The organism is Methylocaldum sp. MU1018 (assembly GCF_053646775.1).
Genome location: NZ_CM132195.1, coordinates 1,055,464 through 1,081,943, shown reverse-complemented (window position 1 = coordinate 1,081,943; position 26,480 = coordinate 1,055,464). Strand labels below are relative to the sequence as shown.

Genomic DNA, 26,480 nt, shown 5'->3' with positions numbered 1-26,480 from the left:
TCGGCCCTTAACGTCTTTATCGGTTTCAACCGTACCCAGGACCCATCCATGAAACTGAACTACCGTACCGTCTGGATTTCCGACGTGCATCTCGGAACGAGAGGTTGCAAGGACGAGTACCTGCTCGATTTTCTGCGGCACATCGAATGCGAACGCCTTTATCTGGTAGGCGACATCGTCGATTTCTGGAAGCTCAAAGGCGGGCTTTACTGGCCGCGCCTGCACAACGAAATCGTGCGCGCAGTCATGGCGATGGCGGCCCGGGGCACCCGGGTGATCTACATTCCGGGCAATCACGACGAAATCTTCCGGGGCTATATCGGGACAGTGTTCAACGGCATCGAGATCCAGTCCCGGGCGATCCACGAGGCGCCCGGCGGGCGCCGGTTCCTGGTGCTGCACGGCGACGAGTTCGACGGCGTGGTCTGCTCCAGCCGCTGGCTGGCGGTCCTAGGCAGCGGCGCTTACGACTTCCTGATCGAGGTCAACCGCTGGTTCAATCATGTCCGCCGCATCCTCGGCTTTCCCTATTGGTCGATGTCGGCCTACATCAAGCACAGGGTGAAGAACGCCGTGAACTTCATCTTCGATTTCGAGCGGGCGCTGATTCACGAAGCTCGCGAGCAGAAACTGGACGGCGTGGTGTGCGGCCATATTCACCATGCGACCATCCGAACGGCCGATCACGGCATTCTGTACGCCAATTGCGGCGATTGGGTGGAAAGCTGCACCGCCCTGGCGGAAAGCCACGCCGGCGCCCTTTCGGTCATCCGCTGGCTGGAACAGAGCGCCCAACTTCTGGAGGACTCCACGCTTGAAACTCGCGCTGATCACGGACGCCTGGCACCCACAAATTAACGGCGTCGTCACCACGCTTCGCACCATCTGCGAGCAGCTTCGCGCCCTCGGACACACGGTCGAAACCTTCACGCCGGACCGGTTTCGCAACTGGCCCTGTCCGAGCTATCCCGAAATCCGGCTGGCGCTGGGCTGCGGGCCGAAGCTCCGCGCTCGGCTGGACGAATTTCGGCCCGACGCGATCCACATCGCGACCGAAGGTCCGCTCGGGCTGGCCGCCCGGCGTTATTGCAAGCGCCGCGGGCTGCCGTACACGAGTTCGTTCCACACCCGCTTCGCCGAATACGTTCATCTCCGCACCGGTCTCCCGCTCGCCGTGGGCTATGCCTTTCTGCGCTGGTTTCACGACGGGAGCGAGCGGCTGATGACCGCAACGCCCGCGCTGCTGGAAGAACTCAAGGCGCGGGGCTTCAAAAATCCGGTACTGTGGTCGCGCGGGGTGGACACGGAGCTGTTCCGCCCCCGAAGCAAGGATTTTCTGCCGGGGTCCCGCCCCGTGCTGCTCTACGCCGGCCGGGTGGCGATCGAGAAAAACATCGAAGCCTTCCTCGAGCTCGACCTGCCGGGCGCCAAGTACGTGGTCGGCGACGGCCCGCAAAGGGAGGAACTGGAAAGCAAGTATCCCGACACCCGCTTCGTCGGCTACAAAAAGGGCGAGGAACTGGCCCGATATCTTGCCGCCGCCGACGTGTTCGTGTTTCCCAGCCGGACCGACACCTTCGGCCTGGTGATGCTGGAAGCGCTGGCCGCGGGCGTTCCGGTCGCGGCGTTTCCGGTGGAAGGCCCCAAGGACGTGATTCTGAGCGACCGGGTCGGCTGCCTGGACGCAGACCTCAAAAAGGCCGTCACGGAGGCGCTGAAACTCGATCCCGGCGACTGCCGCGCGTACGCCCTCGGCTATTCCTGGCGCGATTGCGCCCTTCTCTTCGAAAGCTATCTGGCGCCGATTTCGAAAACCGATCCGCGACCGGCGGCCTGGTGGCAGCGGTATTCGTGATTTCCGCGCCCGCCCCATAGGTGTCTGCACCAGTCGTCGCCCTGGCAGAGTTCGCGAACGATGTGCTTCACTTCGTTCGGCACATCCTACGAGATGGACCGGCCAGAGCCTTATCGGCAAAGGATCGCCGACCTATTGCCGGCGCCCATTCACAAAAAACCGCCGTGTCCGGCGGCCTGGCGGCAGCGGTATTCGTGATTTCCGAGCGCCGTCATCATTTCTTCATTTTTCCGCCACGGAGCCGTCATCTGTCCCGGTTAAGGTTTACCCATGACCATAGGAAATCAGCGTGCCATGAAATTCATGCAGACGATCCAAACCTACGACATCAATCTGTTTCTCTGGGTGACGCAGCGGAAATCCCGGGACGCGCTGGCTCGCGGCGCGCGATTCGTCTCCAAGACCGGCGACGGGCACTTGTATCTGATCCTCGGCCTGGCGCTGGCCTGGTTCCGGCAACCCTCGGAATCGGCCCTGCTGACTTGCCTGCTATCGGGTTTCGCGGTCGAGCGCCCGGCCTATTTCATCCTCAAGAATCTGTGCCGGCGCGACCGGCCCCAGGCCGCGCTGAACATTCCGAGCTTCATCATCCCGTCCGACCGCTTCAGCTTCCCGTCCGGGCATACCTCCGCGGCGTTCCTGGTGGCCACGCTGCTGAGCTTCTTTCACCCCGCCCTCGCTCCCCTGCTGATCGCCTGGGCGGTACTGGTCGGAATGGCGCGGGTGGTGCTCGGCGTTCACTTCCCCACCGATACCTTGATCGGCGCGCTGATGGGAACCCTTTCGGCCCTTCTGAGTTTGGAGATCCGGTTGACGTGAAAGTATTTTACGGCGTCCAGGCGACCGGCAACGGTCACATCACCCGGGCCCGCGCCATCGCGCCCAAGCTCAAGCGGGCCGGAGCCGAGGTCACGTACCTGTTCACCGGCCGCCCTTGGGAAAAGCTGTTCGAAATGGATGTTTTCGGCGACTACCAATGGCGCGCCGGCCTCACCTTCGAAACCCGGGCCGGCAAGGTGCGTTATCTCAAGACCGCATTCCGCAACAACCTTGCGGCCTTCTTCCGCGACGTCAAAACCCTGGACTTGAGCCAATACGACATCGTCATCAGCGATTTCGAACCGGTCACCGCCTGGGCGGCGCGGCTGCAAGGCATCAAAACGGTCGGCATCGGCCATCAGTACGCCTTCGGCTACGACATCCCCAAGGCGAAAGCCGATGTCATGGGAAGCCGGGTGCTCAAGTATTTCGCGCCGGTCGCGGTGGGGCTGGGCGTGCATTGGCACCATTTCCACCACCCGATCCTCCCGCCGATCATCGAAACCGACCTCGCGCCGGCGGCGGTCCAGCAGGATAAAGTTATCGTCTACCTGCCCTTCGAGGACGTGAACCACGTCATTCACCTGCTCAAACAGTTTCGGCATCATCAATTCCACATCTACAGCGCGACCCTGCCGGATGACGGGCACCCGCGGCCCGAGCACATCCATGTCAAACAACTTTCCAGAAAGGGATTTCAGCGGGATTTCGCCGATTCCGCCGGCGTGATTTGCAACTCCGGATTCGAACTGACCAGCGAAGCGCTTCATCTCGGCAAGAAACTCCTGGTCAAGCCGCTGCACGGGCAGATCGAGCAACTCTCCAACGCGCTCGCCCTGGAAGTCTTGCAACTCGGTCAAGTGATGCAAAGCCTGGACGGCCCCACCGTCGATGCCTGGCTCCGGCAGAGCCGGGCCTGCCGGGTCAGTTACCCCGACGTCGCCCAGGCCGTCGCCGACTGGCTGATGCAAGGCGATCTGACGCTGGACAAATCTTGGGTGGACGGTCTCTGGAGCCGGGTTCGCCGGATCGATGCGTGACGTCGGGACGGCCTTCCGCCCTAAATCGGGTGAAAACGAAAAATGCGCCGGGGTTTCCCGATGCCGGCCACCGCTCTACCGAAACGAAAACGCTTCAATCATCCCCTGAAACTTAGCTTCAACTCGCTTATGGCAGGTCAAAATCTCACCGGCTGGGCCCGCATTCGTGCGGCTTTTTTCAATTCCGTGAAGGGCTTCGAGGCCGTTTGGCTGAGCGAGGAGGCTTTTCGCCAGGAAGTGTATCTGCTGGCGGTGACCGGCCCCCTGGGATTCTGGCTCGGACAAACCGGTTTCGAAAAGGCGTTGCTGGTGGGCAGCATTGTCCTGGTCATGATCGTGGAATTGCTCAACACCGGCATCGAAATCGTGGTCGACCGGATCAGCTTCGAGCGCCACGAGCTATCCGGCCGCGCGAAGGATGTGGGTTCCGCGGCGGTATTCTTGTCGCTGGCGTTGGCCGGGATCGTTTGGTTGTTCGTGCTGCTGCCGAGAATCGGCTGATGGCGAAGCCTCCTAAAACGCCTTGATCCCCGCGATCACGAAGGCCGCCACGGCGGCGATCGATATGGCCCGGCCGGCGGCGCTTTGCCGTCTCAGCACGAATTCCGCGCCATAGAGCACCACCGCCGACTGAATCGCCAGCTTGGCGTAATTCACGTCGCCGAAGACCGGCAGGTTGGCGGCGGCCAGCAGGATGAACGCGACCAGATAGTCGGACGGGGTGACGGCAAAATGACGGCGTTCCGAAAAACGCACGCCCACGGCGATGACGACCGCCAGGATCACGAAAAAATATTGCAGCGCGGCTTGCCATAGGGGCCGCCCGATCGCGCCGGAAATCTCGATCGAATAAATCACCAGGATGACGCCGGAATAAATCACGAACCGCTCGATCCATTTGGCGGCGGGCAGCCGAAACAAACGGAAGATCAGCCACGCCGTCAGGCTCGCCGCCACGAAATAGCGGATGTCGGGCGTCGGCTTCCGGGCCGCCGCGCTTCCCGCGACCAGAAATCCGCTGATCAGCAGGCCGAGGAGCCGGTTCGGAGTTCGATCCAGCCTGGCCCGGTCGCGTACCTGCTTGAGAAAGCCGGTTATCGGCGAAGCGCCGCCGTGCAGCCGCCAACCGAAAGCGCGGGCGAGCGGATAAAACAGGGCGACCGCCGCGCTCAAGACCAGATAAAAGATCGCGATCAGCCAATACGACTCGTACCGGAGCAGATAGGCGGACGCCACGAACAAGGATTGCACGGCGTAAATCGCCAGCACCGCCTCGTACTGGTCGAACCCCAGGGTCAGAAGCTTGTGGTGGCAATGCTTTTTGTCCGGTTTGAACGGAGACCGGCCCTCGGCCATCCGCTGCCCCATTACCACCAGGGTATCGATGACCGGCAGCCCCATGATGGGCAGCGCGAGTCCCGGCGTCACCGCCGTATTCACCCGCTCGGTCAGCATCAGCGTCAGCACGCCCAGGCTGAACCCGAGGAACTGGCTGCCGGTATCGCCCATGAACACCACGGCCGGATGGGTATTGTAGCGGAGAAAGCCCAGCGTCGCGCCGATGATGGCGAGGGCCGTGAAGACCAGTTCGTCGCCTTCCGCGAGATCGGCCAGGGACGCGATGCAAACCAGGCTCAGAAGGCTCAAGCCGGCGGCCAGCCCGTCGAGACCGTCCGACAGATTGGTGGCGTTGGTGGTCCCGAGGAGAAAAAAGACGGTCAAGGGATACGAAACGAACCACGGAATGTCCCTGCTCTCGAATCCGGGCAGCCTTTCGATCAATACGCCCCCGAACCAGACCACCACCGAAACCGCCAAGACCTGTCCGGCGAATTTGATCCGGTAATCGAGGTCGGCGCGGTCGTCCCACAAGCCGAAGACCGTGATCACGCCGATGCCGGCGAGAAACATCTCGCCGCTTCGGCTCAAATCGACCCAGGCCAGAACCGATACGACCACGCCCAAGACCATCCCGATTCCGCCGGTCCGCGGGATTGCCGTTCCGTGGATCTTGCGGCCGTCCGGCACATCGACGAACTTCAGGCGGGGCGCCAGCCGCATGAATGCCGCGACCAACACCATCGCGACGAACAAGGCGGTGAGAAAAACGCAGAAGTGAACCATAAATCGAGGTGGCCCCAGGCATCCTTTGCGGTGATATCGGCGGCGTTCGGCCGGAATCAGTCGGCGATGTAACGATTCAGGCGCGGTATCAGCGAAGCGAGAAACCCGCCGAGGCGTCCCTCCGCCCGGGCGAGATTCTCGCCCTCCGGCGCCGGCGTCGTAAGGCGCACCAGGGCGCCGTCGCTACGGTTTCGCGTCAGCGCATCCCAGAACAGATACCATTTGACCAGATACTCGTTCGTCAGCGCCCTGCCGCGCTGCTGAAACCAGTAATAGACCAACTGCCGCTCGTCGCCTCTCTGGATCAGAACCCGATTGACCCTGAGTTCGCCGCCGTACAGCCGGACGCCGGGAACCGGCACCGTTTGCAAGGACTTGATCTGCCATCCGCCGCCCGGGATGCAGGAACGCGGCGAATGCACCGACTCGCCCTTGCGCTGCGACGCGTAATAGGCCGAATAGAAATTCACCGGCGGCGCTCCGTCCCGGCTGAAATCGGCCAGAATGTAATCGTCGAACTTGAGCACGTCGACATACTGCCGCTCCATGATCTCGCGCCGCCCCCGCCAGGCGTCGATCATCATCGGAAACTCCGCGAACGCCGCGCGCGGCGGAATCAATTCCTGCCGTTTTCCGGCGGACGACGACAACACGGCCGCCGCCATCAACAGCCCTCCGACGACCCAAAATTGCCGCGGCAAGCGCCGCTCCCAAAACGGCGTGTCCGCCGGCAGCGGCTCCGGGAACGCGATGCCGAACACTTCGCGCAACGGCCGATCGTCCTTGCCGATCCGGGCCAGCAGCCAAATCTCGCCGATCAAAATGGCGGTGCACGCCATGAAAACGGCCCAGCCCTCGAAATCGTGCAGAAAGCCCTCCGCCATCGACGGCCCGCGATATTCCACGAGAACGCCGATCACGCCCACGCGGACGCTGTTCATGAATACGGCGACGGGAAGGCTCGACAGGAACACGACCGCCCGCTTCCAAAACGCCGCCTTGAAGAAAAAAGCGCAGATGAACGCCAGACTCATGAGCGGAAACAGATATCGAAGCCCGCTGCACGCTTCCACGACCTGTAGCTTGTACGCGCCGAGGTCGATCACGTTTCCCTCGAGATAGACGCTGATATCGCAGAGACGGATCAGGGAAACGCCGAGCTGCGACGAAATCAGTTGCAATTTCGTGGAGAGCCCTTGATATAAAAAATTCGGCAACGGAATCGCGAAAGCCAGCAGAAACAGGGCGGTCCCGATTTCCCTGAACGCCCGCGGCCCCGTCGTCGCCAGAGCCGCTCCGCACAGCACCGTCAGAAAGGCGTATTCGGTGATGACGTAAAGCGTGGCCAATTCGCCGGCGAAATAAAGCGCCAGCCCCAGCGCCGCGACGGCGACCCCGGCCCACGATCCGGTAAAGGGCATTTCGGCGATCGCGTTCTTTTTCTGCCAAATCAGAAAAGCGGTGACGAAAGGGATCAGGATGCCATGACTATATTCCTCGCTGCCGATCCAGGTTCCGATCAGCATTCCGATTTCCTCGAAAAAAACGAGGATCAAAAGGCCGGCCAAACCGGCAAGTCCGATCCGAAATCCCGGAGCGGTTTTCCAGGCCGGCGCCGCCGCATTCGCCGCAACCATGCGTTTCATCCTTTCGGCAGACATTCGCTATCCGTCGACTCGTTCCAATGGATGACGCTTGCGCATGGCGATCGGGCCGGCATTCAAATCCGCTCTTCGGCTGAAGCAGCGGCGCGGTTCTCGGCTTCGTCCGGCGCCAGGGAGCCGAGCAGGGCGCGCCATGCCTGCATCGCGTGGCGCTTGTCGAAGCTCCGCTCGAACGCGGCCCGGGCTCGCTGGCCCATCGCGCGGACGCCGTCCGGATCCTTCGACCACTCGTCGACGGCCGTCGCGAGGCTCGCACCGTCGCCCGGCTCGATCGCGCGGCCGCACCCGATGCCGCGGATGATGCGCGGGATGTCGCCTTCCGGATCGCCCACGTAAAGCGTGGCCCGTCCCGCGGCGCAGACGCCGTAAAACTTGCTGGGGACGATCAGGCCCTCGAGTTCCGGCCGAAGAGAAACCAGGTGGATATCCGCGGCGCTCAGACTGTAGGCCAACCGCTCCGCCGGCTGATACGGGCGGAACGACACGTTGGACAGATTCCGCTCGCGCACGAATCGCTCGATTTCGGCCCGCTGCGCCCCGCCGCCGATGAAAAGAAAGCGTATCCCGGGTCGATCGCGCAAGCGCCCGATCGCGTCGAGAACGGTCCCGAACTCGTGCGCGCGTCCCAGATTGCCCGAATATCCGACCACGAACGCATCCCCGAGCCCCCATTCCGCGCGCAGCGGATTGTTCTCCGGCGCGATCGGCCTCAGCGACTCGCCGTCGGCCCAGTTGGCGATCGGACGGATGCGCGAAGGCGCCACACCCTCGGCCTGCAAGCGTTCCCGCATGCGTTCGCCCAGCACGACGTTCGCCGCGGCCCGCCGCAGCGACCAGTTCCTGAGCCGCCGCAGCAACGGGGCGCTCCGCTTCATTCCCCGAATCTCGAGCGCCCGGGCGGCTTCCGGAAACAAATCTTGAATCCAATTGACGACGGCACACCCGCGCAGCGCCGCGACGGCGGCCGCCACCACCGAAATCAGGGGAGGATCGGTCTTGGCGACGATGAGATCGCCCGGACGGGCGATGCGAACCAGGGCGGCCGCCGCCCCGAGATGGAAGGTGAAATAATCCAGCGCCCGCCCGGCCAGGCGATGGCGTCCGAATGCCGAGGCGCGGACTCTCCGCACGGTGACGCCCGAGACCGTTTCCCGGAGCGGCAAGGCCGCTTTCGGATTCTCGTAAAGCTGCCGGCCGGCGACGACCCAGACCGAGCGATCCTTCGCCAGATCGAAAACCAGCCCGGACAACATCTGGCTGGTGGCCGAATGATCCGGATAAAAAAACCGATTGACGAAGACGATCCGGCGTTTTTCATTCCCGGACGATCCGGCGCCTGATCCGCTTCGCGGGATTTCCGCCATAGATTCCATCAGCTTCCGCCTCCTTGCTCAAAACGCTGCCGGCCGTCAGTACGGAATTGCGCCGGCACCTGGCCCCGGGAGCTACGAGACAGCGTGCCCCGATCCATACGCCGTCATCAATATGTATTTCCCCCAGCATCAGCCCGAACCTTCTGTCCTTATAGTCATGATTGCCGGTCAGCAGCAGGGCGCCCTGGGAAATGCAGACGTTCGATCCGATGCGGACCGGCGCGAGATTGTCGATCCAGACGCCCTCGCCGATCCAGACATGGTCGCCGACCGCGAGATTCCAGGGATACTTGATGTTGACCCGCGGCTTGACCACCAATCCGGTCCCGATTTCGGCGCCGAAACATCTCAGCATGAAGGCTTTCGGCGAAGAAAACGGACACAGCCAGGAATCGAACAGAACGGCGTTCAAGACATACCAGGCGGCGCGCTTGCCGAACCCGGCAGAAGAAACATACTGCCCCGGCCGATAATCGGCCAATGACGGCGCCTGCGGCGAAGCATCCGTTTTCATCGGAACACCTTGTTGGTTTGAAACCTTCCCCTTCAGGGAAACAAGTTCGAAGGGAGCGAACTCGGGCCGCCGGCAGGCGGGTCCCGAAGGGACGGACGCCAGGGAGGAAGCCCGCAAGGGCCGAATCCGGACGGCGCTGCGGCGCAGCGTTATCCTTCCGGTCACCGTCCCGTTCGCGAGGAGGGCCGACCCGCCGGCGGGTTCTCGTCCGGCGAATGAGGCCGGGCGCGTAAAGCCGCGATGAAAACGCCCTAGCGCCGATGCCTCGCAAAATTCTTGGTCGTCTGCCACCAGCCCGCGGATTCGGCCCAGGGCGTCTGCCACCCCCCCCAGAGCACGGCCCCGTCGGCCAGCCGCTCCACCGTTTCCAGTTCCAGGCGCCAATAGTTCCCCGGAACGAATCGTCCCTTCAGCTTGGCATTGGAGTCATGGAACTGCGGCCAAAGAAAGGCATAAACGGGTTTGCCCCTGGCCAGGCGGCGGGCCTCCCTGATGTTCGCCTCCGCGTATTTCTGCCAGCCGTTTCGGTCCTCATAGAACGTATAAAGGGACGGAAACAGGATATCCACCTCGTTTGCCAGTGCCTGGTAGCGATCGTTGTCGGCCTGCCATTTCCGATAGGCCGGGTCGTTTTCGCCCTTGATGGCGCGCCAATAATCGCGGATCGGCGGAATGCCGTAATATCCGACTTTGAGCGAGGGCGCGCATTTGCGAAACATTCTCAACACGGTCATCAGCTTTTGCCGCGTGTCGTTCATGACCTCATCGCTTCCCGTGGTCGGCCAAAGCTCGACGTCGAGCACCGTGACCAGGTTTTTCTTTCGAGCCTCGGCGGCCACCGAACAAATCTGGTCCGCGACCTGTTTCGAACGAAGATCCTTGCCCTTGGTCCACAGATCGCCTCCGATGAGATAAATGGGGTCTATGCCGTAAGGCTTCAGATCGGGCCTGTTCTTGAACAGCAGCCAGTCGTACAGCTTGAACTCCTTGTGCGCAGGCGCGCAGGATGCGATGGCGAACAGGACGCTCACGCAAATTCCCGAGATCAGGGTCCGCAAACGCTTCCGACCGCTCATGAAAAGCCTCCGAATCGCCGATAGGCGTCCACCGCTTTGTCCGCCGCCGCCGGCCAGGTGTAGCACCGCTCGACCAGTCGCCGGCCGGCGCTGCCCGCGGAACGGCGCTTTTCGGCGTCGCTCAGCAAGGCGGCCAGTCCGTCGGCCAGAGCGCCGCCGTCCAGCGGCACGACGATGCCGGCCCCGGCGCTCGCGACTTCCGGAAAATAGCACTGTTCGCTGATCACCGCCGGAACCCGGCAGGCCAGCGCCTCGATCACCGCAACGCTGAAACCTTCGCTGCGGCTCGGAAGACAGAAGCACTCGGCGTTTTTCAAGACCGCCAGTTTCCGGGAGCCGTACAGCGGGCCCGGCAGGTGAACCCGCTCCTTCAGCCGGAGTTCGCCGATCATCCGTTCGATCCCGGCTCGCTCTCCGAAATCGGGGCCGGCGATCACCAGGTCGACGGCGTCGTGCCGTTCCGCCAGGCGGCGGAAGGCGGAAACCAGCAAGTCCAAACCTTTTTTACGGTGCAGACGCCCGAGAAAAAGGATGTAGCGATGTCCCCGGAGCGTCGGCAATATTTCTCGGATGTCGGGCGTCTCCCGATGATCCATCTCGTCCGGATCGACCCCGTTCGGGATCGTCGCAAGCCGGACATCGCGGACGATTTTCCCGACCTGGCGGCCTTCGTTCTCGGTCAATACGTGGACGAAGGCGGCACGATTCAAGACATCTCCGATCCCCAGACGCAAGGCGATCGCTTTCTTGAGGCGTTTCTGCCCAAGGCACCAGGGGTCCAGCATGCCGTGCGGGGCGATGCCGTAGGCTCCGCCCAGCCCGAGCACGACCTGCGCGGCGGATTTGATCAGGGGATCCCATACGCCGTGCAAGTGAACGAAGGCCTGCCGGTCCAACAGTTTTTTCAGCAGGGCCGCGCCCGGCCCCCATCCGGCGAATTCCTTCAAGGGCAGATTCGGACAACCGAACAGGCCGACCCGATCGAAGCCCGGTATCCGTTCCCGCAGGGTTTCGATTCGGCCCCGCGCCGGCTCGGTGGCGACGATACCGACCTGGTGCCCGCACCGGGCCTGCTCCGCCGCAAGGCGGGTCGCCACCACCGGCGGACCGCCCGAATCGAGGTCGAGGCTGTGAATGACGTGCAGAATCCTCATGACTTCCCTGTTTGCCGCCCATCCGCCGCGCGCCGTCCCGATTGCGGCAGTTCGCGAACGCCGCTCTCGGAGCGGAGCATGGACTCGAATTTGGCGAGGAGTATCGAATAAAGGAAAAATTCGTTCGATCCCAGCAAGTTGCCCTGCTTGAAGGTCAGAAAGAACGAGAACAGCCACAACGCCGTCAGGCAGCCGAACAGACTCCTGAGCCGGTCGTCGTCCCTCACCATCCGGTAAGATCTGAAACCCGAGCGAATGGTGCCGGAGAGAATCAGGACGTACAGAACGAATCCTACGATACCCTCCTCGCCCAAAATCTCCATCGGCACGATATGGATATAGCCTCCGAGAATTTTCGGATCGTAGCTGGCCGAATTGCCCAATCCGAACAGCACGGTTTCGGGCGAGGAAAACCAATGCCTCAACAAGGCTCCGGCCATTTCCAGCCGTCCCAGGGCGGCGGCGGCGATCGCCTGCTGCTTGAACCGGATGTCTTCCGCCCAGTACCAGTCCATGCTCCATTTGACCAGTATCAGGATCAGGCCGAGACCGAACAGGAGGGCGAAGGCCCTGGGAACGCTTCGTACCCGGCGGGCGATGCCCCAGCAGATGGCGATGACGCCCAAGGTGCCCAGCAATTGGCCGCGGGAGCCGGAGCGAACGATGAGCACGATCGCGATCGCCAAAACGCCCCACTTGGCGCAATGCCATAGCATCGCCCTCTTGCGGAAGCGCAGGAACAGTACCAGAAAAGCCACGTAGCCCGCTATTTGGGCCACCGCCAGCGGATTTCCCCCCATCACGTCCCCATACGCGTCGGAGGCGATGATCACCTGCCGCAGTCCCCAGCGCACGGTAAACAGCAGCAGAATGCAAAGAGGCGTGCCCAACACGATCATGCCCGTGCAGAAGGTTTCGACATCCTTGGTTTTCCACACCAACAGCGGCGCCAGGAAAATGATGGTGCCGATGTAGGGGAACGCGATTTGCCAAGCTTCGGCGCTGGTTTCGAACGACGGCGCCCACAGGGCCGAGCCAAAGGCGTACAGGAAGAGCAGCAAGGTCAGCCATCCGACTTTCGGATAGATATCCGGCCTGATCGATCCCCGCAGCAAGGCGCAGACGACCCCCAGCACCACCAGCGCTCCCGCCACCATATTGGTGAGCGTGCCGTGTTTCGCGAAAAAGGCGCTCGAGGCCTGGGTCCACTGCTCCAGGGCGAACATGCAGGCCGCCAACACCAAAGCGATGACCGGATTCCTGAGCGTTCCGATCAGTACCGCGGCGATAATTCCGAAGTAAACGGCGAAGATCATTTCTCCAGGCGCTCCATGCCCAGCTTGGGTTTAAAACCCGGCCACGACTGCCGTACCAAACCGCCCACGGTTTCCCGAAACGATCCGGGCAGGCACAGATAAATCATGGCCAGATAAGTCGCGGCAAAGACGCCGCCCGTCAAAACGATTTCCGCCCATTCCGGAAGACCGGCCGCCGCTCCGGTCAGGCTCGCGGCCATGACGGCGACGCCGCCGGACAAGGCCGAAGGAATGTAAAACGTCGCGACGTCCTTCACGCCCAGTCCGATGTCCATTCCGGCGTTCCATAAATAAAGGGGCGAGGCCAAGACATAGAACGCGGCGACGGCCGAGGCGACCGTAAGCGCATCGCCGTACTTCGCGGCGAACCCGACCGCCGTCAGGAAGGCGGCCGTCCAGACGACGGCGTTCCGCAGCAACTTTCCGAACAGCCCGAGAGACTGCAACAAGGGCACCGCCGGCTCGGCGACGGCATGCCACGCCATGGCAAAACTCAGCACCTGGATCAGGGGGATCGCGGCCAGCCACTTGTCCGCGAAGAACAGCCTCACCAGGGGACCGGCCAGCACGATTTGCAGCATGCCGAGCGGCACGGCGATCATGGAAACCGCGGCCAGCGTCCGGCGAAAGGCCCGTCCGAGACGCGCCTTGTCCTGTCTGATCGAACTGAAGGTCGGAAACAGGATGTTCGCCACGGTCCCCCACAGAAGCTTCGAAGTCTGGGTCGAAAAACCGAAGGCGAAAAAATAAATGCCGACCACTTCGGTGGCATGGAAATAGCCGAGCAGCATATAGTCGCCCTGGCTGACCAGGGTAAAACACAAGCCGGTCGCCACGACCTTGAGACTCGTCCCGGCAAAAAACCGCCAGGTGCGGCATTTGAGATGCCAGCGCACCCGGGGCCGGACCGCCAAGACGAGAAAGATCGCGATCAGCGTCTCGACGATCAGCGAAGGCAGCACGAAGGAATAGGCCTCGAATCCCGTCAGCGCGAACGCAATCGACAGCAGGGCGCCGGCCACCGACGAAAACAGACCGATTCCCGACAAGGCCCGGAAATTCATGCGCCGCTGCAAATCCGCCAGCAACACGGCGTTGAGCGCGGAGACCGGCTGAACCGGCGCGATCACCAGCAACAGGCCGGCGATCCGGGGTTCTTCGTACAACGCCGCCGCGACGGGCGCCGCTGCGGCCAGCAGCACGCCGCCCAGCGTCCCCAGACCGAGGGAGAACCACAAGGTCTGCTCCAGCCACAGATCGCCCCGCCGGCGCCGCACCAGAAACTCGCGGACGCCGAACTGGCGCAGCAGAGACACCAAGGCGCTGACGCTGTAGGCCAGGCCGACCGCTCCGAAATCCTCGGGTCGAAGAAGCCAGGACAGCACGAATTGCAACAGGGCGGACGACAGCTTGGTCGCGGCGGCCTGGCTGCCGAGATAGGCGAATCCTTTCAGCGCTATGGCGCTCAATCCCTGTTCCATGACCAACGATGAATGCTCAGTGATCCGTTATCGACCATTTGCATTTCATATAAGCCGCCAGTACCGGAAAACCGATCAGATATTTCATGCGCCTCCCTGCGAGTTGCTGTCCGAAAACTTTGCGGTAAACGGCGAAAGCCAGATCCGGACGGCCCTGTCGAGCCAGCTTTACGCTAAAAGCCCGAGCCACGTACGCAATCAGCCGCCATCGCGCGATTCTCCCTTCGGAGCCGCCGGGATATTCCCCCCTCGCCTCCCGGTCGATGACGGAAGCGATACCCCTGAAATTGCTTTCGCTATCGGCCGACAGGGAATCGCGGGTTTTGCGGACGAAAACGGCGGGCGGCGCGCGCATGAAAACGAATCCGGCCGCGGCCGACAATCGCAGAACGATGTCGGTATCTTCGCAGTTGACCCGCCGCTCCGTGAAACCGCCCGCCGCCAGCAAGGCTTCCCTGCGCGCCACCAGGGTTCCGGCGCCGTGCATCATCGGTTCGTTTTCCGTCAGAAAGGCTTGCAGGCTGCGGCCGACCGCCGCCTCCAGCGGCGCTCCCGCGGGCAAAACGGGAATCTCGTCGACGAACGGAAGAGGTCGGCCGATCAGCAGCGACGGTCGGCCGAAGCGCTCGATGCAGGCCGCGTAATTTTCGAGGGTATGGGGAAACCAGAGATCGTCGCTATCTAAGAAGGCGACATATTCCCCGCTTGCCACCCGGATCCCCGCGTTGCGCGCCGCCCCGGCTCCCCGGTTCCGCTGCCGGATCAGACGCAGCCCGGCGCCGTAGCCTTCCGCGATCTCGGCCGTACCGTCCTCGGAGCCGTCGTCCACCACGACAATCTCGAAATCCCGGCAGCGCTGCGCCAGCACCGAATCGAGACAAGCCCGGATGGTCGCGGCGCGGTTATGAGCGGGTATGACGATCGAAAAAAGCGTGTTCATGGCCGTTTCCCTTCCATCAGCCGCCTTCCCTGATTGCGATTTCTTTCGCTTCGCCCCCGGTTGCCGGCCGGCGATGCCGGGGCGCCCGAAGGGACGAGAACGTGCAGCGGACGCTACACCCAATCAAACGCTAACCCGGCGACCGCTTGCCCAATCCCATCAACAACAGGACCGGCAATCCCAAAACATATTTCCATCGCCCGGCCCGGATCTGGCGCAAAACCAGCCGCCGGTAAATATTCCAGGCAAACCGCAAATACCGTTTCTCCGCGTATTTTCGGCTTAACGCTCTGGCCAGGAAAAGAATGAGCGCCCAGCGGGCTCCCTCTCCCTGTTTGCCGCCCGGATAGGCTCCGCCGAGTTCGCTGTCGACGATGTCCATGATGCCTTTGTAGCCTTCTTCCAGATCCCTGACAAAAGTCCCCGCGCGGCGGTTGACCGCCAATGCGGGAGGCGAATCGAGCGTGGCGAAACCCGGCGATACCGCCAGCCGCAGAACCAGATCGTTGTCTTCGCAAAACACTTTCTTTTCGGTAAACCCGGAAACCCGCTTCAACGCCTCGGTTTTCGCCACGAAAGTCCCGGCAAAGAAACAGGTCGCTCCGTTTTTTCCGATGAAAGACAGCACGTCCCGGTAATACCCGGATTTGATCGGCTCGCGGTTGTCGGTCAAGGCCGGCATGTCGCCGGTAAAACGGATGAAGCTGCCGATGATGAACGAGGGACGGCCATAATTCCGTATCACCTCCGCATAGTTTTCCAGCGTATGCGGAAACCACAGATCGTCGCTGTCCAGAAATGCCACATACTCCCCGTTCGCGGCTCGGATTCCGGTATTTCTCGCCGCTCCGGGTCCCCGGTTTTCCTGCCGAATGAGCCGTACCCTGTTACCGTAAGACTTCACCACCCGCGCCGTGTCGTCGATCGAACCGTCGTCCACCACGATGATCTCGAAATCCTGCCGGCGCTGAGCCAATACCGAGTCGAGACAGCCCGGAATCTCGCGGGCGCGGTTGAATGCCGGTATGACTACGGAAAAAAGCGGTTTCATGGCCGTGACGACGATTCCTTTCAATCTAAATCCGGCGGTTGGAAACGACCTGAAAAAGCCCTAAGCCCTCTCCCCGGCTCTCTCTCAAAGGGAGAGGGCGTTTTGAAGGCCGGGCGAAGGACGTTTGGCCCCTCGCCCTCCGGGAGCGGGGTTGGGGCGAGGGCATGCGATCGAGGGCGATCCGGCCGGGTTCAACGGAACGGCGCCATGTCGTCCAAAACCTCGCCCACCAGTTTTCTGACGGCCGACCGGAAAGCTTCCCGGGAAAAACGAGCGCGTACGACGGCCCTGCCGTTTTGCGCCATCCGCGCCGCCAGCGCCGGATTTTTGAGCAGCCGGCAACAGGCCTCCGCCATGTCGCGCTCGTTCTTCGCCAGGCTGACGCTGATTCCGTTTTCGAGGGCGTTTTCGAACCCGCGCAGACTGAAGGCCGTTCCGACACAGGTCCTGTTATATGAAAGAGATTCCAGGATCTTGATGTTGGTTCCCCCGCCGGACAAGATCGGGGCTACCGAAAACGCGGCATCCCGATAGACGTCCCCGACGTTTTCCACCTCTCCGCGGACCTCCACGCCCTGGTTCCGGTTCCAGCGCCGCCGGTCGACATCCCGGAGTCCCGCGCCCACGATCCGGAAAACGGCCTCGGGCACTTCCCGCCGTATCTCCGGCCATACCTTGTCGATGAAGAAATCGACCGCTTCGATGTTGCAGGCCCAGCGCAAGCCGCCGACGAAAACCATCGTCTTGCCGGCCGCGGGCGGCAAGGGATCGCCCGGGCATTCGCCTTCCGCGTACGGAATATTGGCAAGCAGCGCCGACCGGGTCCCGCGAACCCTGTCCAGATCGGCTTCCTTGGTCACGAAAACGCCGCCGCATTGACCCAACAATCGGGTTTCGACCTTTTTATAGGCCTCGGCATAGTGCCCAAGAACCGCGCGTTTCCAGGGGGACAGGCCGGGCGCCCGGCTTTTCGACTCGCGCAATTCCGAATCGAAATCGTCCACGTCCACGATGCTCGATGCAAAATCCAGGACTCCCGAAATCGCGGCGTTTCTCAGATATCGGGCAACGATCAAGTCGTACCGGCGCTTCCCGGTGATGGCGTGCAACACCGCCGACAGCCTGGCGTCGGCGCGGAACAGGGATGCCCGGGTACGCAGGCCGTGGGCGAGTTTCTGAACGAATGGCGGATTCATGGGCGATAAATGCCGCCATATTCCGGTTTGGCCGGCCGGCGGAGGCGGCTCCAGCGCCGCGATCAGGCGGTAGGACGCCGGCGCCCGGGCCAAGTCGCCGGAAATATCCCGCGGCTGGGTAAACACGATCAGGGTGTCCACCTCGCCGCAGAAGGTCAACGCCTCGTGCAGCAAGGCGCTGCGCTGGCGCGCCCCGGTGACGGGAGGAACGAAAAGATCGAAATCGACGAACAATATTCGTGTCACGCTGCCTTCCTGTTTTCTGCCGGGCTTACGAAAACCCGGAGCCGATCGTCCCGCGGAAAGGCCGGCGCACGGGCTTTCACGGCCTTCCGCTCCGCTTTCTTTCGAGGCATCTCGCGTACGCTTCGGCCAGCGCTTGCGCCGACCGTTCCCAAGTCAGATTGGCGGACAAAAATTCGCGGAATTGCGCGTTCCTGGGTTTTTCCCAGGCGGTCCGCACGGCGTTGCGGATTTGTTCGACGCTGCCGGGATCGACATATTCCGCGTGCGGGCCGAAATAATCCGGAGGACCGCCGTTTCGGGTGATGACCACGTTCGCACCGTGGGCCGCCGCCTCCAGCGCGACCAATCCGGTGCCTTCGTGCCGGCTGGGCAGGCAGAACACGCGGCAGCCGGCATAAAGCCCGTGGAGGCTGTCGCGATCCAGAAAGCCCAACACGCGAATGTTGCCGAACTTCCGGGCCAGCGCCAGCAAGGATTCGAGCGTCCGCCCCGGCTGGGCGAAACCGGCGATGACCAGCGGATAGCCCAGCGGACCGACCGCCTCGGCCAGACGAACCGCGTTCTTGCGCTCCTGGGTGTAGGCGCCGACGTGCAAGACGTATTCTTCCGGAAGGTTCAGGCGGCGGCGCACCGCCTCGGCCTGCCGCCGGTCGGAACGCTCCGGCTCGGCGCCGTTCAACACCACTTCGACCTTGCCGGCGGAAACGCCCAGGCCCTTGATCACGCGCTCGCGCTCGAAGGTCGAACGGCAAATCACGACATCGCTGCTCAGGGCCTGCCGGCGCAGTTCGCCCGGAATGCTGAAGATCTTGGGATGGAGATTTCCCGCCGCGGCGGCGAGCCGATAGAGCAAGTTGGGCGCGTTCGAATCGATGATGGGCGCGAACGCCAAGATTCCCCCGGCCACGGAGCGGCTCAGATTCTCCACCGTGTACAGTCCGAATCCGCCGATGAAGAACTGCACCACGTCGAACCCGGCGGGATCTTGCCATTCCCAGGGATTGAGCCTCGCCACTTCATGGCCGAGAGCCTCCAGCGCCTCGGCTTGAAATCTCGCCTGGGCCGCCACGCCGTTCGCCGGGTTGCCGACCGCGAACATCGATGGGACCAGAAATCCGATCTTCATGATTTGCCTTCCCTATGGCCGCTTGCCTCGCCGCACTATCGCGTCCGCGCCCGGCATGGAGCCTTTTGACCGCCGCCGCGAAACGTTCCGCCATGCGATCGATGGCGTAATCGTCCTCCACTCTCCGTACCGCCGCCCGCGACAGTTCGCGGCGCAACGCCGGGTCGTCCAGAATCCGGGACACTTTCGCCACGAAATCGTCGATGTCTCCCGCCCGGTAGGTCAGGCCGTTGACGCCGTTCTGCAAAATCTCGAATTCCGCCGTCTGGGTCAGAGGATCGTCGTCGGTGACGACCGGGACGCCGTAAGCCATGGCATGATGGATGCTCAAGCCGACGCAGGTCGCCATCGCGAAAACGTCGGCGCTTTTGTACCAGAGGGACAACGCCGCCTCGTCGTACAGCGGCCCGACGAACCGCACCCGGTCACGAATGCCGAGATCCTCCGCCAGGCGGCGCATTTCGCCTTCCAGCGGGCCTCCGCCGATCAGAACCAGAAGCGTGTCCGGACGGCGCGCCGCCAGAACGGCATAAGCCCTGAGCAGAAAGTCCGTGCGCTTGATGGCCGTCATCCGCACCACTTGCAGCAACAGACGTTTTCCGTCCAGGTTCTCGGCGCTTTTGAAGGCGGCAAGGTCGGCATCCCGAATCCGGTCCCGTCCCGCCTTGATCGGCCCTTCGTCGATGCAGTTGTGCAGCACGGTTATTTTTTCCGCGGCGACGCCCAGTTCCCGCAACTCCCGGAAGCCTCGCTCCCCGTAGCTCAACAGCAGGTCGGCGCTGCGCCCCATGTACCGGGTCAGCAGCGTCGTTATCCGGCGCCGCCGGCCGATCCGGTAAAACATGGACCAGACTGCGAACGGGATGCCGGCTTTCCGGCAATACGACATCGCCGACAACTGGCTTAAATCCCTGGGATTGCCCTTGAGGACGACCACGTCCGGCTGTAGCCGGCGCAAAAATCCGAACAAGCCCGGCCTGAACCTGAAAGCGCCGATTTTTTTCTCGGCGAGGTGCGCGGCGCGAAACCGCTGGACGCGCGCGTCATACTGGTTGAGCTGATCCTTCGTTTCCAGGTCGGCCAGAACGGTGAGATCGAATTCCGGCACGGCGGCCAGCCGCTCGAACAGCGGCGCCCGGTATTTCGGAATGACGGGTTCGACGATGACCAGCCTCAGCTTTTCCATGACGTTTCCGGAGCGGCGACGTGCCGGCGGAACCAGCCGTAGGTCCTGACGATGCCCTCGCGGAGCGGCATCCGCGCCTGCCAGCCCAAGGCCTCAAGCCGGGATACGTCGAGCAGCTTCCTGGGCGTTCCGTCCGGCTTGCGGCTGTCGAACGCCAGATCTCCCCCGAAACCGACGATGTCTTTCACCAGTTCCGCCAGCTCCCGAATGCTGATGTCCCGGCCCGCGCCCACGTTGATGATCCGCTCGTCCGAGTAGCGCTCCAGCAGGAACACGACGGCTTCCGCCAGATCGTCGACGTACAGGAATTCCCGCCGCGGCGTGCCGGTGCCCCAAACCGTGACCGACGGCGAACCTTGCGCCTTGGCTTGGTGAAACTTGCGGATCAGGGCCGGCAGCACATGGGAGCCGTCCGGATCGAAGTTGTCGCCCGGTCCGTAAAGATTGGTCGGCATCAGCGAAATGGCGTCGAATCCGTATTGCCGGCGGTAGGCCCGGCACATCTCGATGCCGGCGATCTTGGCCACCGCGTACGCCTCGTTGGTCGGTTCCAGAGAGCCCTTGAGCAGGCAGTCCTCCTTGATGGGCTGCGGCGCGTATTTGGGGTAGATGCAGGAAGAGCCCAGAAAAACGAACTTGCGCGCGCCGTGGCGCCAGGCGCCGTCGATCAGATGGGTCTGGATCAGCAGATTGTCGCGTATGAAATCCGCCGGATAAGTGTCATTGGCATGAATGCCGCCGACCCGCGCCGCGGCGTCGATGACGATATCCGGCCGCTCGGCCTCGAACCAGGCTTCGACCTCCGGCCTCTCGGTAAGATCGAGTTCCGCGCGGGAACGGGTGACGATGCGGCGATAGCCGTGGCGTTCCAGGCACCGGACGACGGCGGACCCGACCAGCCCGCGATGGCCCGCGACGAAAATCTTGGCCGATTTAGTCATGGCGATCGGATACTCTGTAGCCTTCCCGCCGGCAGAGCGCGTCGCGCTCGGCCGCCCTGAGATCCTCGCGCACCATCTCCGCGACCAGCCGCTCGAACGGAATCTTCGGGGCCCACCCGAGTTTATCCCGGGCCTTGGCGGGATCGCCGAGCAAGGTGTCGACCTCGGCGGGACGGAAATAACGGGGATCGACTTCCACCACGGCGCGCCCGGTCCTCAGATCGATGCCCCGCTCCTCGATGCCTTCGCCCTGCCAGCGGATGGCCATGCCCAGTTCCTTGGCCGCCGCCTCGACGAACTGCCGCACCGTGTATTGAACGCCGGTGGCGATGACGTAATCGTCGGGCTCGTCCTGTTGCAGCATCAGCCACTGCATTTCCACGTAATCCCTGGCGTGCCCCCAGTCGCGCCCGGCGTCGAGATTGCCGAGGTACAACCTGTCCTGCAAGCCGAGCTTGATTCGCGTCAGCGCGCGGGTGATCTTCCGGGAAACGAAGGTCTCGCCGCGAAGCGGCGACTCGTGGTTGAACAGGATGCCGTTGCAGGCGTACATGCCGTACGCCTCGCGATAGTTCACCGCAATCCAGTAGGCGTAGAGCTTGGCCACGGCGTAGGGCGAACGCGGGTAAAACGGGGTGGTTTCCTTTTGCGGCGTTTCGGCGGCTTTGCCGAACAGTTCCGAGGTCGACGCCTGATAGAACCGGGTCTTTCCCTGCAAGCCGAGAATACGGATCGCCTCCAGCAAGCGGAGGGTGCCGAGCGCGTCGGTATCGGCCGTGTATTCGGGCGTCTCGAACGACACCTGAACATGGCTTTGCGCGGCCAGGTTGTAGACCTCGTCCGGCCGGACCTGCTGCATGACGCGGATGAGGTTGGTCGCATCGGTCAGATCGCCGTAATGAAGAATGAAACGGCGATCCGCGCTGTGCGGGTCTTGATAGAGATGATCGATACGGTCGGTATTGAACTGGGAAGCCCGTCGTTTGATGCCGTGAACGACGTACCCCTTGGCCAGCAGGAACTCCGCCAGATAGGCGCCGTCCTGCCCGGTGATGCCGGTGATCAAAGCGACTTTCCGGCGCGCTTGCCCGCGCCTCCATTTCTCGCGCATCCTGCGTCCCTCTCGTTCCTTCGACGGGATCCGGGGCATGCCGGCACGCCCCGCCGATACCGCCCTATGCCGTCATGGGCTCACCCCTCGCGAAGCATGGCGTCGGCCAATACCTTCAAAATCCTTTCCGAGGCGTTTCCGTCCCAAAGCTCCGGCTTCCTGTAAGCCGCACCGGCTCCGTTCAGCACCTTTTGCGCTTCCGCCACGATCCGGGCCGGATCGGAACCGACGATCACGTTCGTGCCCTCTTCCACCGTGATCGGCCGTTCCGTGTTCTCGCGCAGGGTGATGCAGGGGACGCCGAGCGCCGTAGTTTCCTCCTGAATGCCGCCGCTGTCCGTCAGCACCATCGCGGCGTCCTTGAACAGGTTCAGAAACGCCATGTACGACAACGGCTTGGTCGTCACGATGGAATCGGGAACGGCGAGCCCGAATCGCTCGATATTCGCCTGCGTCCGCGGATGGATCGGAAACAGCAAGGGCAGGCGCGCGCTCACTTCCGTCAAGGCTTCGAGGATACCGGACAAGACTTCCGGATCGTCCACGTTCGAAGGCCGATGCAGCGTGACCACGCCGTACGACGGATAGCGTTGCTTGAAGATCGTGGTCTCGAACGAAGTCTCCGGCAGCCGTTTCAGCTTTTCCACCTGATGGAACAGGTTGTCGATCATCACGTGGCCGACGAAGTGGATGCTGTCCCTGGACTTGCCTTCTCGCAACAAGTGGCTTACGCCGCTTTTCTCGGTCACGAAAAAATAGTCGGAGATCGAATCGGTCACGATGCGGTTGACCTCCTCCGGCATCGTCATGTCTCCGCTCCGAAGTCCCGCCTCGACGTGAGCCACCGCGATGCCCAGCTTCTTGGCCACGATCGAGCAGGCCAGCGTCGAATTCACATCGCCCACGACCAGCACCAGGTCGGGCCGGTCCTTCAGGCAGATGTCCTCGAAACGGACCATCACTTTCGCGGTCTGCTCGGCATGAGAGCCGCTGCCCACGTCCAGATGGTGATCCGGCGCCGGGATCTCCAATTCTTCGAAGAACACGTCGCTCATCTCTTTATCGTAGTGCTGCCCGGTATGGACGAGCCTGTATTCGAACGGATACGAACCGCGCCGAAGCTCCCGAATGATCGGGGCGATTTTCATGAAATTGGGCCGGGCGCCGGCGACGATGAACATTTTCCAAGTCTGGGCGATCGTATTCAAAGCATCGTCTCTCTTCGGTTTTTCAGGTGGGCAACGGCATCGAACGGTCGCTCGCATCAAACCGATTTCGCGCCGCTTGCCTCGATAACCGAGCAATCGCCGGGCGACACGGAAAGTTTACGAGCGGGGAGGCCGGGAAGTTTATACGTAAGACCGCTTAACGCGCACCCCGGCATTCCGCCGGGACGGAATCCCGAAATCGAGCGGGAGGGGTTCGCTCCTCGCGCTCGATCGGCCGTTACGGCCGCGGCGACTCAACATCTAAAACAACCCGGTAATCCGGCCTTTTTCATCGATATCGATGACCTCGGCCGCCGGCGCCTTGGGCAGTCCCGGCATGGTCATCATGCTGCCGCAGACGGCCACCACGAACTCGGCGCCGTGGGCGGGCCGCACCTCGCGGATGGAGAGCACATGCCCGGACGGCGCGCCCTTGAGATTCGGATCGTTGGAGAACGAGTACTGGGTCTTGGCGATGCACACCGGGAAATGGCTGTATTCCTCGCTCAGCCGCTGAAGCTGCTGGCGAGCCTTGATGTCCGCGGCAATGTCGGCGGCGCCGTACAGCCTGGTGGCGATCGCTTTGATCTTGTCCCAGAGCGGCGCATGCTCGTCGTAAAGGAATTTGAAATTCGATGAGTCGGAATCAATCATTTGGACGACTTCCCGCGCCAGGTCTTCCGCGCCCTTACCGCCCTCGGCCCAGTGCCGGCAGACGATGACCTTGGAGCCCATGTCCTCGACCTTGCGCTTGAGCAGCGCGATTTCGGCGTCGGTATCCGAGGTGAAATGGTTGATGGCGACGATGCAGGGTAGGCCGAACTGCTGCTGCACGTTGTCGAGATGCCGCGCCAGATTGACGAATCCGGCGTCCAGGGCTTCCAGGTTCTCCTTTTGCAGTTCCTTGACCGGCACGCCGCCGTGCGATTTGAGCGCCCGCACGGTCGCCACCAGCACCACGCCATCCGGCCGTATGCCGGCCTTGCGGCATTTGATGTCGATGAATTTCTCCGCGCCTAGGTCGGCGCCGAAGCCCGCCTCGGTCACCACGTAATCGGCCAGCTTCAAGGCCGTCTTGGTGGCGATCGCCGAGTTGCAGCCGTGGGCGATGTTGGCGAAGGGGCCGCCGTGGACGAATACCGGGTTGTTTTCCAGAGTCTGGACCAGATTCGGCCGCAGCGCCTCCTTCAGCAGCGCGGCCATCGCGCCGTGGGCGTTGAGGTCGCGGGCGAAAACCGGCTTGTTGTCGAAGCGGGTATACCCTACCAGGATATTCCCGAGCCGCTCTTTCAGCTCCTTGAGCGAGCCGGACAGGCACAGAATGGCCATCACCTCGGAAGCGGCGATGATGTCGAAGCCGTCTTCGCGCGGGAAACCGTTGGCCGTCCCGCCCAGGCCGACGACGATGTCGCGCAGGGCGCGGTCGTTCATGTCGATGACGCGCTTCCAGCCGATCTGGCGCGGATCGAGATTCAGCCGGTTGTCGTGGTGAATATGGTTGTCGATCATCGCCGACAGCAGGTTGTGGGCGACGCCGATGGCGTGGAAATCGCCCGTGAAATGGAGGTTGATGTCCTCCATCGGCACGACCTGCGCGTGACCGCCGCCGGCCGCTCCGCCCTTGACGCCGAAGCACGGTCCGAGCGCCGGCTCCCTGAGACAGATCATGGTTTTTTTGCCGAGCCGGTTCAGCGCGTCGCCGAGGCCCACCGTGGTGGTGGTTTTTCCTTCCCCCGCCGGCGTCGGACTGATGGCCGTGACCAGGATCAGCTTGCCGTCGGGGCGGTCTTTGAGACTATCGATATAGTCCAGCGACAGCTTGGCCTTGTAATGGCCGTAAGGGTCGAGATGTTCGGGAGCGATGCCCAGCCGGTCTTGGGCCAGATCGACGATCGGCCGCATTGTGGCTTTTTGAGCGATTTCGATGTCGGACATGAATACACCTTAAATTTCTGTCTCGGTCGTAAATAGGGAATCGGCCATAAAACTAAAAACCGCCGTCGAATCGCCGAAATGGCCGCAAAGCCACGTCAGCCGCCGCAGGCCCTCCTCCCCCCGCCCTTCGCCCTCCGGGAGAAGGGCGGGAGGAGGGTTTAGGGCGTTTCAGGTCGTTTCCAACGGCCGGATTCAGGATAAAACAGGGCATCGAGCACAAGCCGTCAAACGCCGTAACCGAACCCTCGAAGCCGGCAGATATTAACAAGTTGCCGGAAGCAACGCAGCAAGGAGGCCGAATTCTTGGCTACACTATCGCTGCAGGTTTTGTCTCGGGGCGGCGACACATCCTCATTTCACAGTGGTTTAGCGGCGAGCATTGGAAATGCGTAGGACGCTGGCCTGGCTCGAGAATTGCTTCAAAGCTCAAGCGCATAACAATTATTTTGATCAACGAGAGGCATCCATGTCGGCGACGAAAACGTCACCTGAATTCGACCCGTCCAGTCCATCCTTTTTCATCGCCGCTTTTTTGCTGGCGTTCGCTCTGGCCTTTCCGCAGGGTGCGTACAGCGATCCGCCCGACTGGGCTCCGGCCCACGGCTATCGGAACAAACACAAACATTACGACGATCGCTATCACGAACGCCGCGAGATCCATGACCATTACTACGACGCGGATCGCGATTACGGCGTGAGGTCGGGACGCTGCGACCGGACCACGGTCGGCAAGGTGTTGGGCGGGGTGGCGGGCGGCGCCCTCGGCGGCGTCATCGGATCCAGGGTCGGAGAAGGCGGCGCTACGCCGACGATCATAGGCGCCGTCGCCGGAACCGTGATCGGCGCGATCATCGGCGACCAGATCGCCCGCCGCATGGATGAAAGCGACATGTTCTGCACCGGACGGGCGCTCGATTTCGCCGGCGACCGCCGCAGCGTTCATTGGATGAATCCCCAAAACCAGGTGGACTATCTGGTCACGCCGTTGCGGACCTTCAACGACAACGGAAAGCGTTGCCGCGAGTTTTCCACGCGCATGACCTACGGCAAGCAGCGCGACTCGGTCAACAACATCGCCTGCCGCCAGCCGGACGGGAACTGGCTGATCCGCGATTGAGAACGCC

General features: G+C 62.5%; 23 protein-coding genes. 6 read left to right on the top strand and 17 right to left on the bottom strand.

All coding sequences use genetic code 11. From position 1 onward, the window contains the following. Positions 1-48 precede the first annotated feature (48 nt). The 5 genes from ACWJKU_RS05045 (at position 49) to ACWJKU_RS05025 (ending at position 4,215) form a co-directional block, all read left to right on the top strand. Positions 49-858 (top strand): UDP-2,3-diacylglucosamine diphosphatase, encoded by an 810-nt coding sequence (locus ACWJKU_RS05045; RefSeq protein WP_454146393.1) that lies wholly within the window; start codon positions 49-51, stop codon positions 856-858. Then, positions 815-1,855, top strand: coding sequence for a glycosyltransferase family 4 protein (locus ACWJKU_RS05040; protein WP_454146391.1), 1,041 nt, complete (start codon positions 815-817; stop codon positions 1,853-1,855). The genes ACWJKU_RS05045 and ACWJKU_RS05040 overlap by 44 nt, the downstream gene beginning before the upstream one ends. Before the next feature lie 270 nt (positions 1,856-2,125). Next, on the top strand, positions 2,126-2,674 hold the full coding sequence (locus tag ACWJKU_RS05035) for a phosphatase PAP2 family protein (RefSeq protein ID WP_454146389.1): 549 nt from the start codon (positions 2,126-2,128) through the stop codon (positions 2,672-2,674). Then, entirely contained in the window at positions 2,671-3,714 is a 1,044-nt protein-coding gene (locus tag ACWJKU_RS05030; protein ID WP_454146387.1) for an MJ1255/VC2487 family glycosyltransferase, read from the top strand. Before ACWJKU_RS05035 ends, ACWJKU_RS05030 begins: the two co-directional genes overlap by 4 nt. A gap of 129 nt (positions 3,715-3,843) precedes the next feature. Beyond that, positions 3,844-4,215, top strand: a complete 372-nt coding sequence (locus ACWJKU_RS05025) for a diacylglycerol kinase (RefSeq protein WP_454146385.1) — start codon at positions 3,844-3,846, stop codon at positions 4,213-4,215. A 12-nt stretch (positions 4,216-4,227) separates the two neighbouring features. On the opposite strand, the gene ACWJKU_RS05020 is transcribed toward ACWJKU_RS05025, so the two are convergent. The 17 genes from ACWJKU_RS05020 to ACWJKU_RS04940 all read right to left on the bottom strand — a co-directional run bounded on the left by ACWJKU_RS05020 (position 4,228) and on the right by ACWJKU_RS04940 (position 25,356). After that, a complete protein-coding gene (locus ACWJKU_RS05020; RefSeq protein WP_454146383.1) occupies positions 4,228-5,838 on the bottom strand; it encodes a glycosyltransferase family 4 protein in 1,611 nt (536 codons plus the stop codon). A gap of 56 nt (positions 5,839-5,894) precedes the next feature. Then, on the bottom strand, positions 5,895-7,499 hold the full coding sequence (gene xrtD, locus ACWJKU_RS05015) for a VPLPA-CTERM-specific exosortase XrtD (RefSeq protein ID WP_454146381.1): 1,605 nt from the start codon (positions 7,497-7,499) through the stop codon (positions 5,895-5,897). A 59-nt stretch (positions 7,500-7,558) separates the two neighbouring features. Further along, the gene (locus tag ACWJKU_RS05010) at positions 7,559-8,875 is read right to left on the bottom strand and encodes a glycosyltransferase family 4 protein (RefSeq protein ID WP_454146380.1); all 1,317 of its coding nucleotides are present in this window, start codon (positions 8,873-8,875) and stop codon (positions 7,559-7,561) included. Then, the gene (locus ACWJKU_RS05005) at positions 8,817-9,389 is read right to left on the bottom strand and encodes a WcaF family extracellular polysaccharide biosynthesis acetyltransferase (protein WP_454146379.1); all 573 of its coding nucleotides are present in this window, start codon (positions 9,387-9,389) and stop codon (positions 8,817-8,819) included. The genes ACWJKU_RS05010 and ACWJKU_RS05005 overlap by 59 nt, the downstream gene beginning before the upstream one ends. Before the next feature lie 251 nt (positions 9,390-9,640). Further along, on the bottom strand, positions 9,641-10,465 hold the full coding sequence (locus ACWJKU_RS05000) for a hypothetical protein (RefSeq protein ID WP_454146377.1): 825 nt from the start codon (positions 10,463-10,465) through the stop codon (positions 9,641-9,643). Next, on the bottom strand, positions 10,462-11,619 hold the full coding sequence (locus tag ACWJKU_RS04995) for a glycosyltransferase (RefSeq protein WP_454146375.1): 1,158 nt from the start codon (positions 11,617-11,619) through the stop codon (positions 10,462-10,464). Before ACWJKU_RS04995 ends, ACWJKU_RS05000 begins: the two co-directional genes overlap by 4 nt. After that, complete coding sequence (locus tag ACWJKU_RS04990; RefSeq protein ID WP_454146373.1) at positions 11,616-12,935, bottom strand: O-antigen ligase family protein; 1,320 nt, start codon at positions 12,933-12,935, stop codon at positions 11,616-11,618. The genes ACWJKU_RS04995 and ACWJKU_RS04990 overlap by 4 nt, the downstream gene beginning before the upstream one ends. Beyond that, positions 12,932-14,416, bottom strand: a complete 1,485-nt coding sequence (locus tag ACWJKU_RS04985; RefSeq protein WP_454146371.1) for an oligosaccharide flippase family protein — start codon at positions 14,414-14,416, stop codon at positions 12,932-12,934. Before ACWJKU_RS04985 ends, ACWJKU_RS04990 begins: the two co-directional genes overlap by 4 nt. Positions 14,417-14,432: 16 nt before the next feature. Then, the gene (locus ACWJKU_RS04980; RefSeq protein WP_454146369.1) at positions 14,433-15,356 is read right to left on the bottom strand and encodes a glycosyltransferase family 2 protein; all 924 of its coding nucleotides are present in this window, start codon (positions 15,354-15,356) and stop codon (positions 14,433-14,435) included. 130 nt (positions 15,357-15,486) lie between these two features. Beyond that, the gene (locus tag ACWJKU_RS04975; protein ID WP_454146367.1) at positions 15,487-16,407 is read right to left on the bottom strand and encodes a glycosyltransferase family 2 protein; all 921 of its coding nucleotides are present in this window, start codon (positions 16,405-16,407) and stop codon (positions 15,487-15,489) included. 191 nt (positions 16,408-16,598) lie between these two features. Continuing rightward, a complete protein-coding gene (locus tag ACWJKU_RS04970; protein WP_454146365.1) occupies positions 16,599-17,849 on the bottom strand; it encodes a glycosyltransferase in 1,251 nt (416 codons plus the stop codon). Between the two features lie 76 nt (positions 17,850-17,925). Next, entirely contained in the window at positions 17,926-18,975 is a 1,050-nt protein-coding gene (locus tag ACWJKU_RS04965) for a glycosyltransferase (protein WP_454146363.1), read from the bottom strand. Then, positions 18,866-20,161, bottom strand: coding sequence for a glycosyltransferase family 4 protein (locus ACWJKU_RS04960; protein ID WP_454146361.1), 1,296 nt, complete (start codon positions 20,159-20,161; stop codon positions 18,866-18,868). The genes ACWJKU_RS04965 and ACWJKU_RS04960 overlap by 110 nt, the downstream gene beginning before the upstream one ends. Then, a complete protein-coding gene (locus ACWJKU_RS04955) occupies positions 20,149-21,102 on the bottom strand; it encodes a GDP-L-fucose synthase family protein (RefSeq protein ID WP_454146359.1) in 954 nt (317 codons plus the stop codon). The genes ACWJKU_RS04960 and ACWJKU_RS04955 overlap by 13 nt, the downstream gene beginning before the upstream one ends. After that, positions 21,095-22,213: a GDP-mannose 4,6-dehydratase gene (gene gmd, locus ACWJKU_RS04950; RefSeq protein ID WP_454146357.1), complete on the bottom strand. Its 1,119-nt coding sequence runs from the start codon at positions 22,211-22,213 to the stop codon at positions 21,095-21,097. The genes ACWJKU_RS04955 and gmd overlap by 8 nt, the downstream gene beginning before the upstream one ends. 80 nt (positions 22,214-22,293) lie before the next feature. Continuing rightward, on the bottom strand, positions 22,294-23,421 hold the full coding sequence (gene wecB / locus ACWJKU_RS04945; RefSeq protein WP_454146355.1) for a non-hydrolyzing UDP-N-acetylglucosamine 2-epimerase: 1,128 nt from the start codon (positions 23,419-23,421) through the stop codon (positions 22,294-22,296). A 261-nt stretch (positions 23,422-23,682) separates the two neighbouring features. Beyond that, positions 23,683-25,356 carry a formate--tetrahydrofolate ligase gene (locus tag ACWJKU_RS04940; RefSeq protein ID WP_454146353.1) on the bottom strand — a complete coding sequence of 558 codons (1,674 nt, stop codon included), beginning with the start codon at positions 25,354-25,356 and terminating at the stop codon, positions 23,683-23,685. 466 nt (positions 25,357-25,822) lie between these two features. On the opposite strand from ACWJKU_RS04940, the gene ACWJKU_RS04935 reads away from it, so the two are divergent. Further along, entirely contained in the window at positions 25,823-26,473 is a 651-nt protein-coding gene (locus tag ACWJKU_RS04935; protein WP_454146351.1) for an RT0821/Lpp0805 family surface protein, read from the top strand. Positions 26,474-26,480: the final 7 nt, after the last annotated feature.